This is a genomic window from Mesorhizobium sp. M0522 (genome assembly GCF_040321085.1).
In the GTDB taxonomy this organism is placed as follows: Bacteria; Pseudomonadota; Alphaproteobacteria; order Rhizobiales; family Rhizobiaceae; genus Mesorhizobium.
Genome location: NZ_JAMYQW010000036.1, coordinates 56,089 through 68,271, shown reverse-complemented (window position 1 = coordinate 68,271; position 12,183 = coordinate 56,089). Strand labels below are relative to the sequence as shown.

The window sequence follows — 12,183 nt, the reverse complement described above, 5'->3', positions numbered from 1 at the left end:
GCGGGGCCGCTTGCAACTTCGGCTAACAGGAAGCGGCAGAGTTGATCTCAAAGTGCGATATCAGGCGCGTTGCCGCCTGGCGGCTGTACGTGGGCCACAACCTGACCGTCCGTGATTGGGAGCCACATGGCTAAAGCAGCTGTTCCGCTATTGAGCCTCGACATGCGTTTTCGGGACCCACCCCGTCGGATTCAATCGCGAATCCCGCATCGATCGCGCTTCGCGCAATGAGATCCCCAAGTTCCCAATCCGTGAGGTCGCAAAGCGGAAATATTACAGCGTGGCTAACCTCGGATATCGAAATGCACGGCCTGCCGACATTGTCGATCAGGTAACGGACAAACGTCCGACAGGGTGGGCATCTGCGCGAGCGCAGGCATCACCGGCCCTATGAATGGAGCCGTGGTTCTGCGGCCACGGCTGTTTTTAAGTCGAACGCGACGGGCACACCGTGAATAATGGATGCTGCCGCCAAGAGCTCCTCCAGCTCGCGGTCGGTGGCCCTGCATGCGGGCATGAGTGTTCGGATGGCGCGGATTGCCTGTGCGATCGAAAGGAAGTGGGCCTTGCCTCTGGAGAGAACATAGGCTTCGGCGGCTCTTTCAACCGTGACTGTGTCAAAAGTGGTGGTCATCGAGAATTCCTCCCTGAACCCTGACCCACACGATTTACGGCACGAATTCGGTAGCTTGCAAGGGTTTGTCTGATTCAGGACAATTAGACGGAGGCTAGGCTGAAGTGACTTTGCTCCTCCTCCCCGTAAGCACCATGCGTGAGTTGTATCATTCCAATGCGGTCGATAATCGTGATCTCGCCGCGCTTGGCGTGAACCAGCCCCCGATATTCAAGCATTTGGAGGGCCATGGTAACGCCGGGGCGCTGGGCACCAAGCATGGTCGCCAGGAATTCATGCGTCAGGTAGATCTTGTTTCCTTCGACGCGGTCTTGGACCATCAGCAACCAGCGGGCCAGCCGCTCCTCGATTTTGGAGTGGCCGTTGACCAGTGCCGTCCGGGACCACTGGATGAGGAACGCGTGGGCATAGCGAAGCAGTGACTCGCGAAGGGATTGGCTCTCTGCAATCGCAGAGCGAAGAGCTTCAACCGGGAGGATCCAGCCATTACCTGCGACTTGGATATAGGTTTCATTGGGCGACTTGTCCTGGCCGAGAATAACGGCAACTCCTGTCATGCCATCGTGTCCGATGATGCCGACTTCGCTTTGTCGCCCACCGGTCATCGTAGCGACCACTGACGCGATGCCCATCTCTGGAAAATACACACGCTTGATCGGCTGATATGAGACTTCAAGCTGGGCTTTGATGTTCAGTTCGATCTGATGCATTGACGGCTGCAATAGCGTGAAATCCTCCGAGGAGAGGGTTTTCAATACATGGTTGCGAAGAAGGGATTGGGGCATGGCTCTCTCCCATACGGGCAAGAGCACGTACCTCTTACTGTCGGCTGCGTCCGAAGCGCTGGCGGCCGATGTGGGAAGCATAGGCTTCAAATGTGCGGTTGGCAAAGAGTCCGTGCCTGGCGAAAGGGTGGGGGAAGGTCGGCTTCCCTCAGTGGAGTCCCGTCGGTGATGGGCGCTTCTTATGACTTATGACGCCGGTCACGAATGTCCGGAACCGGTCTAAGCAGATCGGCAGCTTTCGAGCATCGAGTTGGCAAAAGCAGTCATTCAGCTCACGTGATGAGTTTCGGGCGCCGTCGCCTTGCGCTTACCGGCATTGTGCTTCACCCGTTCCGGGCTTCCTTCTTAAGCGCAGTAACTTTGAAACAAATCCTGCCGGCAGGGGTTCCAGCATGGCGGGCGGCGTTGCCGGAGGACCCAATGCCCGACGAATACAATGACATCGTCATCCCCAAGACCACGATGCATCGCCTCTTCGGGAGGAGGAGTATTTCGTCCTCTGCCCGGCGTGCGGCCCATGTGATCTCCAGCAGAGAAAGGTTAACGATCGATCGGATGCCCGCGTTGCCTTCACCCGCAATGTTGCTGGGCGCCTCCTTCGACAGCGCGCACATGCGACACGTCCTGGCCGGGCGCGCCGCCTGTTGCCGAGAGCGACGATCGCGAATCGCGAACGGCTGGACGGCAGGACAAGCGGGGTCGCGATAGGGCACATCGGACTTGCTTCACCAGTAGTCCGAAGACGCCAACGACGCACTAGGCTGGACTCGTGCCCTAGCCGTCGAACTCCCGCTTATCCGTTCGTCCGCCCCGTATTCGGCTGGACAGCGCCGCACCCTTGGGCTGTTCAAAGGCGTTGGCATCTTCCCTACACCGACACCGGCCGTTGTATCGCCGGAGCGTCAACCCGCTGAAGTCCGGCGGTGCTTTCTCAGCCGAGTGATCGCCGACTTGTCGACCGTGATCACCCCGCCGCAGTCAATCCGCACAGAGAGTTTGCTTGCTCCGCGATCGATGCGGGTGACGTCCCCAACAAGAACCACTCGGTCTCCGGCCCGGGCTTTGGGTGGCGGATCAATCGTATAAGGATGGTCATACGATGGAATGCTCACTCTGGCGCGGCCGCTAGGGAGAATCGTGATGACGGTACTTGTTAGCGCAACCTCGTCGCCGACCGCAAATTCCCCAGGCATGTTAAGGTGCAGCATGGTCTTCCTCCCGATGCTTTCCCTAATTGACCCTTTCCTAAATTAATGCCCGGCCAACCAGGTTGGTTGCTTGCAATCGACTTCGTACGGTTCCACACAATTCCAAGCTGGTATGCACTCCCAGTTGGCCTCGGATCGGCATTGTGTGCGTCAAATTCTGCAGAAACGGTTTGACAGTCAGCGATGACCTTGGCGCGCCCCGTCCCCACGTGTTAGCGGAACGGCGGACTTCCTCTCGATCCGGCGATGGCTACAAACGAGGAGCGTGGAGCGGAAGTCGATTTTTCGCCTTCAGGTACGTCGTTCCGGTAAATCCGACGCCGGAAGCAGGTATCGAGCGCGCTGCAGCGCCTACAAGCAATTTCGCTGTGTTTCTCTTTGGCGGCAACGATCGGTGGGCACCCTCGATCGTTGCCGTCCGCCGCCGCTCCTAGTCAGTTCCAAGCCGCGGAAGCTCTCCCGTCGACATCGAACCGGTGTTAACCAGCCTCCGCGCCGAGCCCGCACTCCACGATCACTGCGTTCCCACCCGATCACCGCTTGGCGCTGTCGCTGTCCGCCTCGGCCCGCGCAAGGAACTGCTCCGTCGTTGAGGGAAGATGGGTTTTCAGCCAATCCGCCATCGCGACTTCCTCTCGCAGATTCTCTTCGCAAGCCCGAAGAACCTCGGTTTCGCCGAGCGATCGAGCAGCGGCAATCAGGATCGTTAGGAGGCGATTTCCATGTGCTCGAACGTGTAGCTCGCGAGCGATCCTTTCATCACCTCGTCTCCGGCGAAGACACCACTCAGCGATTGCGCCATCGCCGTCAGCTTGCCGCCAGCGTCCTTCATCGTGGATGAACCCTCATCCATCTGGTCGAGACAAATTTTCAGCCGAGCAGCCTGCTGCTTGGTCTCGTCGAGGTGCTGTCGGATTCGGTCGCTCAGCTCGGGATAATTCTCGATGCGACCCAACTGCCCGTTCAACATCGTTTCGGCCTGCTCTTCCATGGCATGAGCATCTCTAAGCCATTGGACAAACCATTCGCGGCTTTCTGACATTTCGAATCTCCTTTGCGATTTAAGGAAAAACTTTCAGAAGAAGACATAGTTCCGGAATAGAGTCCTTCGAACAGCCTTGATCGTCCCAGAGGATCAGCGTTGTGGCGGGTCTCAATTCACCTCGCGAAAATCCTGCAGCGATGCGTGGAAGGCAAAGATCGCGGAAGACCGGCGCAAGGAGAATGGCCCGTGGACGCGAGACGAGCCGATCAACGTGCTCGCCGCTGCTCCGCTCCATTACAAAGTTCGACTGGCGCTGGCCGGCTTCCTCGCCATCCCACGCGGCGACATACGGCGACATATTGAAGGTCCCCGCATGGCATACTGCGACCACTGCATGTCGTTCCTGGCAAGTAAGAACGGCAAGCAGATGAAGCTACCAGCGCTCGGCGAAGCTGAAGTGCTGACCGCGACGGCATGTATGTCGTCGTCAAGACGTCCGGCCTCATAACCTTTCGTCTTGACTACCGCATCAATGGACGGCCAAACTCACCGAAGCTTTTGGCTTCCTTCAGGCGACGCTTGTCGCGCTGCTTCTCCTGAGCGGGCGAGATACCGTTCGCAACGGCCTGGCGCGCGTCTATGCACAGCTCCCTGGCTCGGGCGAGTGAGACTCCGTCCCGTCCGTGTTCCCCAAACGTCAGGGTCTCACGACGCGATCGCTGGTTCAGGGAAGCGCAGATGGCGGACAGCACACGTGCCATGCGCCGGGCGATCTTCGACCGTGACATCCTGCCAGCATGGCAGAACCGCCTTCTGAAGGAGATCACGCCGGATGACCTGCGTGCACTTTGTGCCAAAGTGAAGGAACGTGGTGCTCCGGCAACCGCCATACATGCGCGTGACATCGCCAAGCAGATCTTTGGCTTCGCCATTTTGAATGGCGAGAAGGTTGCCAACCCGGCCGATGATGTCGGCCCGGCTTCCATGGCTACCTTCGCGCCGAAAGACCGCGCGCTATCGCCGGTGGAAATCCGGATCATGCTGAAACAGCTCGAGCATGTGCCGACGCTGCCAACGATTCGCCTTGGGCTGCGGCTGCTCCTGTTGACGATGGTGCGAAAGAGCGAGCTGCAGGATGCAGTCTGGGACGAGGTGGATTTCGAGAATGCACTCTGGTCTATCCCCAAGGAGAGGATGAAGCGCTCCAGACCGCACAACGTCTACCTCTCACAACAGGCGCTCGACATAATGATTGCATTGAAGACCTGCGCAGGAAATTCGCGCTACCTCCGTCGCGCTATGACGCCGATGCGCCGATGTCCGGCGCTACCTTCAATCGCATCACGACAGCAGTCGTCCTGCGCGCCAGCAAGGAAGGTCTTCCGCTCGAGCCGTTCACTGTTCATGACCTGCGTCGCACAGGCTCCACACTCCTGAATGAACTGGGATTCAACCGGGACTGGATTGAGAAATGCCTGGCCCATGAGGAGGGGCACTCGTCGCGTGGTGTCTACAACAAGGCCGAGTATAAGCATCAGCGTCGGCATATGCTGCAGGAGTGGGCCGACATCATCGACGCATGGGTTGACGGCCGAAAGCATCAGCCGGCGCTCTACCCGCCAAACATGCAGCTGATCGCTCCGGAGGCTAGATCTAGACGACAGTATGTTCGGCCAGGTCAATACTGCGTCACCTGGAAGCCCGGACCCTTGGCGGCGTACAATTACCGTCTGACTGGCCGGTGAAGTGCCCCCCATTTCGACCGGACAGTCGGCATAAGCAGAAAGGCTCAAGCACAGGCTTGGGGATAAGCTTATGTCCAACGAGTATCGACGCATTGAAGTGATAACGGGCGACGTCCGCCGCAGGCGGTGGACAACCGAGCAAAAGCTGCAGATCATCGAGGAGAGCTTTGAGGCGGGCGAGACGGTATCGTCTACCGCCCGCCCGCATGGGGTTGCGCCAAATCTCCTTTATCGGTGGCGCAGATTGTTGAGCGAGGGAGGGGCAGCCGCCGTGGATTCAGACGAACCTGTCGTCGGCAATTCCGAAGTCAAGAAGCTCGAAGAACGCGTGCGCGAGCTGGAGCGCATGCTCGGCCGCAAGACGCTGGAAGCCGAGATACTGCGCGAGGCCCTTTCCAAAGCCCAGTCAAAAAAACCGATCTCGCGGCCGCTCTTGTTGTCGAAGGACGGTTCCCGATGAAGACGGTGGCCGATACCTTGGGTGTCTCCCGCTCCAACCTCGTCGAGCGACTGAACGGCAAGTCGAAGCCTCGTGGTCCCTATCGCAAGGCCGAGGATGCAGAGGCCAGCCATCCGAAGGTTGGTCAGTGAGCGGCCGACCTATGGCTATCGGCGGATCGCCGCCCTTCTCAATCGGGAAAGGCGAGCCGCCGATAAGCCAGCCATCAACGCCAAGCGCGTCCACCGCATCATGGGTCATCACGCCATGCTGCTGGAGAAACACACAGCTGTGCGCAAGGGGCGTGTCCACGATGGCAAGGTCATGATGATGTGCTCGAACCTGCGCTGGTGTTCGGACGGTCTGGAGTTCACCTGCTGGAATGGCGAGGTCATCCGTCTCGCCTTCATCGATGCGTTCGACCGGGAGATTATCGCCTGGGCGGCTGTCGCCAATGCCGGGATATTGGGCTCCGATGTCCGCGACATGATGCTGGAGGCTGTCGAGAAACGCTTCGGCGCGACCCGAGCGCTGCATGCCATCGAGCACTTGTCCGATAACGGCTCGCCCTACACGGCGCGGGAAACCAGGTTATTTGCTCAGGCACTTAATCTGACGCCCTGCTTCACACCCGTCGCCAGCCCGCAGTCCAACGGCATGTCCGAAGCGTTCGTCAAAACCTTGAAGCGGGACTACGTCCGCATCTCAAACCTTCAGGACGCCAAAACCGCGCTCCGGCAGATCGATGGATGGATGACAGATTACAACAATCCCACCCTCACTCCGCGCTCAAAATGGCTTCTCCTCGGGAGTTCATCAGGGCAATCTCAACCTAGCCGACTGTCCGGTGAAACGGGGAGCACTCCAGCCGGGTCTTGCGCTGGCGCACATCCGCGGTGGCGCGCACTTGACCGTCGCCGAATTCGAAACGCGCCGACGCTGCTCGATCCAGGCTTCGACTTCAGCCAGGCTCCAGACCACGCAGCGCGGCGTCAGATAGAAACGTTGCGGGAATTCTCCCGGTCGTTCCATTTCGTAGATGGTGGTGTCGGCCAATGGAACGATCCTGCGCAGTTCGGGTCGCCGGATTGTCTGCTTCAAGGAGAGAGCGTTTGGATTGGCATCAGCTCCCGACATGCCAGCCGGATAACCTGATGCATGCGATTGTGACCTGAACTGTGGTGACCATGCCAGATCACATGCAACTTCGCTTCATGCTGAGGACGCAGCATACGATAGGGAAGAGACATAATCTGCCGGCTCAGAAGCGGACTGCTTTGGCCTGTAAAAAGGATGGTCGACTGGGCGTCTCGTGGACAGGACCTGCGATTTTTTGGGACTGTCCACGGGAGACGGAAAATTGTCGGCGGCTCGATTCTTCCACCGTGTCCAGGTGACCGGATAACAGGCTTGTTCCTGAGCGGGATCAAATTGTCCGTTTTGGCTGGAAATCCACGTAGGTGTTCCCGTACGGGCGCAAATCCTGGATGTGCTCCCGAGCGGGAACAAAAGGCCTTGAAAGTCGCCTGCATATAGCCTATGTTCCCGCTCGGGAGCAGGTCAATGGTCGAAAAAGCGTCTAAATCTCAGTCTGAACTGAATACTCCCGGCGCGGGGGACTTGGCGCGTGCGTTAGCGCAAGCCGGAGCGGTTCAAGATCTGGCCAAATACATCGCCCAGATCAACGCGCCAACTGATGCGCTAAAGAAAATCAGCGCAGGCCTGTCTCTAGGCAACGAAATCACAAAGAGCCACCAAGCGGCGACTGACATCGCTAAGGCGCTATCGCACTATAACGTCTTGAGCGATCTGACCAAGAATATAGCCCTTCCTTTGCCGAGGGTGAATCTCAATTTACCGGACATGTCTCGGACGATACAGGCATCATTACCGCGGCTGCTTCCGGAGCCGGGCAGTTTGGGCCCGCGAGAAGGAAGCGCAAAGATTGTCAACGATCCCAAAACGGAGCCGAATGTCTCTACAGCCGATTTAGCCGGTGTCGAGGTCACTTCGCCCGAAGATTTGGGGCTGCTGATCCGCAGAGCCCGCGAAAAGCGAAATCTGTCGCAGCAACGATTCGCCGACCTGGCAGGTGTGGGACGCCGGTTCGTTTCAGAATTGGAGAACGGCAAGGCGACGCTTGAATTGGGCAAGGTCCTAAAAGTCACGCGCGCCGCCGGCATATCGATCTTTGTCCGGAATCCCCGATAAAATGGAAGCGCTTGCCCTCGACGTTCGCCTTGACGGCTACAACGATCCTGTCGGCGTCCTCGTCCGCGACGACAGAGGAGCGGTAGCGTTCGCCTACAAGGCAGAGTATGTGTCCGACCCGGACGCCACGGCGCTATCGTTGTCTTTGCCTCTTAGCCCTGAGCCTTACGAAGACGTCGTCACCCGCCCATTCTTCGACAATCTCCTTCAGGAACGCGATTCAGCGCTTGCGGACATCATGGCACGAGAGGGGCTCGCACGCGACGACATTGCTGGCTTGCTTCTTCATCTTGGAAAGGACTGCGCTGGCGCCCTGTCAGTTCTGCCTATCGGGGCTCCACCCGTAAAAGTGCCTGGAGACTACGACCACGACTACACACCGATAGCGCCGGGGCGGCTGGAATTGATTGTTGACTCGCTTCACAAACGCCGGCGCCTGCCAGAGGGTACGGAAGACCCGTCGCCTCTGGCAGGCATGCAAAGCAAGATCGCGCTGACGGTCCTGCCGGATGGCAGACTCGCTGAGCCCAATCCGGGCACCGGCGCGCCCACCACGCATATCCTAAAGGTCCCCGACCAGGAGCACCTTCAAGACGCACTGCTTGAAGCCGAGGCAATGGATCTCTCCCGAGCCTTGGGATTTGAGACGGCCGAAGTTGTTGTGACGCCTGTGGCCAACATAAACACGCTGCTTGTCACGCGCTTTGACCGCGGCCTGGACCGGCAGGGAAAGATCGTTAGAATCCATCAGGAGGACTTTGCTCAGGCGCTCGGTTTGCCTGCGTCACTAAAGTACGAACGGCGTGGTGTGGAAGGTCGCCGATACGACGTCTCTGGCATCCGCAAAGTTCTGGAAGCGACCAACGATCCGGCCGGCGAAAAGGACAGGTTCATCCGGGCAACCCTCTTCGATCTGCTAGTTGGCAACGCAGATGGGCACGCGAAGAACTTCGCGCTCTTGTTCGAGAGGGGACAGCGGCCACGCGTGGCGCCACGTTACGACATCCTGCCGACACGGCTAGATGACAGCCTGACCGACGAGCTCGCATTCAGCATTGGCCCTGCCCGCAGACTTCAGGAAATCTCAGCCCAGGACTTCGAAGAATTTCTTCGCGTGATGGGAGTTGACAGCTCTGCAGCACGGCGTCGTGTCCGAACGCGCTACAGCGATGAAATCGCGTCTGCCCTGGCTGCTCAGCTGGACGGGCTCAGTCAACACGGCATGAAGAGGTTCGCCGACCTGATTGCATCAAACATCAGGACCCTGTTTGACAGTTTCGAGCTCGATGTCCCTGACGCGGCAAAGGAGCGTGACGCATTCATAGGCAGCGCCGGAGGCTGGCTTCTCAGCTGACATTCTCTTGCTGACAAGGCCCTTGGATCGAGCGGCTTGCTGGTGCCGATGCCGGAAGGTTTGATGAGTGTTCAGCCGGACTGGCGCTGATCGGCCCATGGGGTGTCTCATACCGGGCAGCTTGTTGTCTGAAAGGGGCATGCTGACGTGGTATGACGCGAGAGCGCGTTATCCGACACGGACGGAGTACCGGCTCTACTACTACGACAATTCCGTAACCCGGAAGGCAACGGCGGGAGATACACTCCTTATTGGCCGCAAGCCTGACAAATCGACATTTCTCCTCATCGTGCCTTCGACCGGCGCGGCTGCAAAGCGCATTTGAGCCGGGCGCGGCTTTCGCTGCGCTCGATCTCGATGCCGCAGAGCGTTCAGGACTCAGTATCGCATTCGGCATGGACGATCCGGATGAGATGGCAACCTGGGAGACAGACGAAAGCGTGCGATTGTCCGACGAGCCTCCCGCTCCTCCATACGATATTGCTGCAAGATCGGTGGTGCTCCAATCCGGCCCGCGTCTCCTCGATCCAGAGAGCGGGCTTTTGGCGAATGTCTGTGGATCAGCGCGCCATCAGGTCTGTTCAGCGCTAGAATAGAGGCGATCGCGTATCTATCTGACCGAAAGCAAACAGAAGCCAGGCGTGCCCCACTGAAAGCACAAGCAAGCGCAACGATTCCTGGACTGATGCTCGGCTGGCGGCAACTTGCTCGCCAGCCGAGTTTGATGGTCGGGGAAACCAGCCAGCCACACGCTGGTGAGTCCAACCTGAGCCGATGTGCCAATCAGCAACCTTCGTCGGTCTTTTTCACCTCGCCCGGCGCGGCGGTGTTGGCTGTCGTGTCCTGCTGACCTGGCGCCGCCTGGTGAGCGCTGCCAGTCTGCTGGCCGGGCGCGCAGTCTCTGGCCGAGTTCGGATTTGTGGTGCCGCTGGTGGTGGTCGTGTCGGTGCCCTGATCGCCGGACATGTTGGTCCCGCTGCTCGTCGTGCCGGTGCCCTGATCCGTCGTACTGGGCATGGTTGTCGTGGTCGAGGTTCCGCTCGTCGAGGTTCCGCTCGAAGTTCCGCTGGTCGTCTGGGCAAGGGAAAGCCCGGCCGACACCGCCAGTACGGCCGAAGCCAAAAGGATGCGTTTCATCTTCTTTCTCCTGTCTGAATGCGCGGGATGTGCCTGGCAAATCGAACAGGCAGACAGAAGGAGTGTTCCCCGATGAAGTTCAACTTTTGTAACTCTGGTCGTACGTCAGCCTTAGGATGGCGGGCGTATATTAGAAGCCTCTTGAAGAAGACGCTGCCCGCACCAGAATCCATGGCATGGCTCGGGGAATAGGCATTGGTGACCAGGTGGCGATTACTGCCACGGTTCGAAGGCGGATAACAGAGGACCGCGTAAGCGTCTCTATCCCAGATTACGACTTCCCACATTCCATCATCGACCACACCAAGGTGAACCGAGGCCAGCAAATGACCTGAAAAGGCGAGGTCACGCGCATCGACGAGGACACCGTGACGATCGACCTCGGGCCGCTGGTCACGGTCGACCGTGACAAGGTCCGGCTAATGGAGAAATATCGGCCGCCAAAACGACGAAAGGCACTTGTCGTTGCCCCGGATTAGAACCGACAACATCGCGACAGGCTATGAGGGCAGGCCGCATGACGGGCCGGTAGAGGACGAGTCGAAGCATTTTGTCTACTGCCCAGTCTGCGGCCAAACGTTCGACGCGCGCGATCTTGGACAGGTGTTCCACCACGCTGAGCCGCAGCACGAGCCGCTTCCGGTCGAGCAATAGTCCAGCTAGTTGAGCTCCGGCGGCAGACCGACGTTGAGACCCTTCAGCGCGCCACCGACGTACGTTGGATGAGAAAAGGGTGCTGCGTGCACCGCGCCTTCCCCGCGCGCCGATGCTCCACCTGGACCGCAAAAAAGTCCCGCCGCACTGCCAGAACGGCGGGACCGATCAAACGCTTTGCACCAGGCGGGGGGATGCGGGGGTTGGGCTTGCCAAGTGAGCGCGGACCGTAACCAACCCTAAGCGCCACAGCGGCAACGCGTCCACCAACCGCCGGTTGGAGCGACAGGACGATTGAGCCGCCGGCAGGTCAGGTCATCCCGGGTCGCTATCGCTCGCAACCAGACGGTAGCGGAAATTGTTGCGGATGTGGTCGTTGAAATAGCGGCCCTCGGCGAACGCGGCCCGGAACGCGGCAAAGGTTTCCGGCGGTACCCCCTCAAACTCGTACCGCTTGCCGCTGGCGACGAACCACACCGAGAGGGTCCTTCTATCCAGATCATATTCCATCTTGCGGATCGAAGTAGATGGCATGAGCACCACAGGCCGAGGCCCGCGCCCTTGCGGGGAGCGCGGGCCGATCGGGATACCGATCTGCAGCAATACCTGGAGGGGGAGGATTCGCTGCGTGCACCGAACTTTCGCGGCGGTCCCGTGTTCCCAATCGAGATACACAAAAAGCTAGCTGCACCTTTCGGCATCACGCGGACGATGGATTTCTGAGAAAGCGCGAGCGTCAATACTAACTTCTGGTGATGGAATTTTCCCGTGAGATAGGCACACTCCACGGCGAAAGGAGTGCCCCGCCCACCGTCCTCGCCTACAACCTTGCCAATGACATCAAAGGATTGTGGAGGGTCGTCTTCGTGCCGGACGAACTGCATCTATATGTGGAATTCAGCCAGCCAGACGCCGACACAAACCCGTTGATTGAATGAGTGTTGATGATTTCCTTGCATGGCGGCCGAAAGGCGCGCTTCACAAGCGAGCGCGCGACAGCTTGGTTTCGCTCATTTGCAAGGCGTTGACAG

10 protein-coding genes and 4 pseudogenes are annotated in these 12,183 nt (G+C 59.0%); 5 read left to right on the top strand and 9 right to left on the bottom strand.

The annotated features are described in order from the left end of the window. Positions 1-388: 388 nt before the first annotated feature. The 6 genes and pseudogenes from NKI58_RS28695 to NKI58_RS28670 all read right to left on the bottom strand — a co-directional run. Positions 389-634, bottom strand: coding sequence for a hypothetical protein (locus NKI58_RS28695; protein ID WP_352479079.1), 246 nt, complete (start codon positions 632-634; stop codon positions 389-391). An 83-nt stretch (positions 635-717) separates the two neighbouring features. Further along, a complete protein-coding gene (locus NKI58_RS28690; RefSeq protein ID WP_352854029.1) occupies positions 718-1,419 on the bottom strand; it encodes a Crp/Fnr family transcriptional regulator in 702 nt (233 codons plus the stop codon). Positions 1,420-2,321: 902 nt separating this feature from the next. After that, on the bottom strand, positions 2,322-2,627 hold the full coding sequence (locus tag NKI58_RS28685) for a hypothetical protein (protein ID WP_352854026.1): 306 nt from the start codon (positions 2,625-2,627) through the stop codon (positions 2,322-2,324). Between the two features lie 629 nt (positions 2,628-3,256). Then, positions 3,257-3,597: pseudogene (locus NKI58_RS28680) on the bottom strand (DUF892 family protein); the annotation flags it as partial. A gap of 91 nt (positions 3,598-3,688) precedes the next feature. Beyond that, complete coding sequence (locus NKI58_RS28675) at positions 3,689-3,970, bottom strand: hypothetical protein (RefSeq protein ID WP_352854024.1); 282 nt, start codon at positions 3,968-3,970, stop codon at positions 3,689-3,691. Between the two features lie 181 nt (positions 3,971-4,151). Further along, positions 4,152-4,325, bottom strand: a pseudogene (locus NKI58_RS28670) (integrase arm-type DNA-binding domain-containing protein); the annotation flags it as partial. Positions 4,326-4,341: 16 nt separating this feature from the next. Between NKI58_RS28670 and NKI58_RS28665 the strand changes: the two are divergent. Together NKI58_RS28665 and NKI58_RS28655 are read left to right on the top strand one after the other, a co-directional pair. Continuing rightward, positions 4,342-5,252 (top strand): annotated as a pseudogene (locus tag NKI58_RS28665) (tyrosine-type recombinase/integrase); the annotation flags it as partial. Between the two features lie 175 nt (positions 5,253-5,427). Further along, positions 5,428-6,620: pseudogene (locus NKI58_RS28655) on the top strand (IS3 family transposase); the annotation flags it as partial. Here the strand turns inward: NKI58_RS28655 and NKI58_RS28650 are convergent. Next, positions 6,613-6,828 carry a helix-turn-helix transcriptional regulator gene (locus NKI58_RS28650; RefSeq protein ID WP_502898847.1) on the bottom strand — a complete coding sequence of 72 codons (216 nt, stop codon included), beginning with the start codon at positions 6,826-6,828 and terminating at the stop codon, positions 6,613-6,615. The pseudogene NKI58_RS28655 and the gene NKI58_RS28650 overlap by 8 nt on opposite strands. A gap of 531 nt (positions 6,829-7,359) precedes the next feature. Here NKI58_RS28650 and NKI58_RS28645 point away from each other — a divergent pair. From NKI58_RS28645 to NKI58_RS28635, 3 genes are all read left to right on the top strand, one after another. Further along, positions 7,360-8,007, top strand: coding sequence for a helix-turn-helix transcriptional regulator (locus NKI58_RS28645; protein WP_352619048.1), 648 nt, complete (start codon positions 7,360-7,362; stop codon positions 8,005-8,007). 1 nt (position 8,008) lies between these two features. Next, entirely contained in the window at positions 8,009-9,361 is a 1,353-nt protein-coding gene (locus NKI58_RS28640; RefSeq protein ID WP_352854018.1) for a HipA domain-containing protein, read from the top strand. Positions 9,362-9,500: 139 nt separating this feature from the next. Further along, a complete protein-coding gene (locus tag NKI58_RS28635; protein WP_352854016.1) occupies positions 9,501-9,686 on the top strand; it encodes a hypothetical protein in 186 nt (61 codons plus the stop codon). Between the two features lie 458 nt (positions 9,687-10,144). On the opposite strand, the gene NKI58_RS28630 is transcribed toward NKI58_RS28635, so the two are convergent. Both NKI58_RS28630 and NKI58_RS28625 read right to left on the bottom strand, forming a co-directional pair. Further along, the gene (locus tag NKI58_RS28630) at positions 10,145-10,498 is read right to left on the bottom strand and encodes a hypothetical protein (RefSeq protein ID WP_352854014.1); all 354 of its coding nucleotides are present in this window, start codon (positions 10,496-10,498) and stop codon (positions 10,145-10,147) included. Positions 10,499-11,467: 969 nt separating this feature from the next. Further along, positions 11,468-11,686 carry a KTSC domain-containing protein gene (locus NKI58_RS28625; RefSeq protein ID WP_352854037.1) on the bottom strand — a complete coding sequence of 73 codons (219 nt, stop codon included), beginning with the start codon at positions 11,684-11,686 and terminating at the stop codon, positions 11,468-11,470. Positions 11,687-12,183 lie beyond the last annotated feature (497 nt).

Excerpts from the sequence above, each read along its gene's own strand:
- NKI58_RS28625 (WP_352854037.1), bottom strand. The coding sequence starts at position 11,686 with ATGCCATCTACTTCGATCCGCAAGATGGAATATGATCTGGATAGAAGG.
- NKI58_RS28690 (WP_352854029.1), bottom strand. The coding sequence starts at position 1,419 with ATGCCCCAATCCCTTCTTCGCAACCATGTATTGAAAACCCTCTCCTCG.
- NKI58_RS28645 (WP_352619048.1), top strand. The coding sequence starts at position 7,360 with ATGGTCGAAAAAGCGTCTAAATCTCAGTCTGAACTGAATACTCCCGGC.
- NKI58_RS28675 (WP_352854024.1), bottom strand. The coding sequence starts at position 3,970 with ATGTCGCCGTATGTCGCCGCGTGGGATGGCGAGGAAGCCGGCCAGCGC.
- NKI58_RS28650 (WP_502898847.1), bottom strand. The coding sequence starts at position 6,828 with ATGGAACGACCGGGAGAATTCCCGCAACGTTTCTATCTGACGCCGCGC.
- NKI58_RS28640 (WP_352854018.1), top strand. The coding sequence starts at position 8,009 with ATGGAAGCGCTTGCCCTCGACGTTCGCCTTGACGGCTACAACGATCCT.
- NKI58_RS28630 (WP_352854014.1), bottom strand. The coding sequence starts at position 10,498 with ATGAAACGCATCCTTTTGGCTTCGGCCGTACTGGCGGTGTCGGCCGGG.
- NKI58_RS28695 (WP_352479079.1), bottom strand. The coding sequence starts at position 634 with ATGACCACCACTTTTGACACAGTCACGGTTGAAAGAGCCGCCGAAGCC.
- NKI58_RS28635 (WP_352854016.1), top strand. The coding sequence starts at position 9,501 with ATGCTGACGTGGTATGACGCGAGAGCGCGTTATCCGACACGGACGGAG.
- NKI58_RS28685 (WP_352854026.1), bottom strand. The coding sequence starts at position 2,627 with ATGCTGCACCTTAACATGCCTGGGGAATTTGCGGTCGGCGACGAGGTT.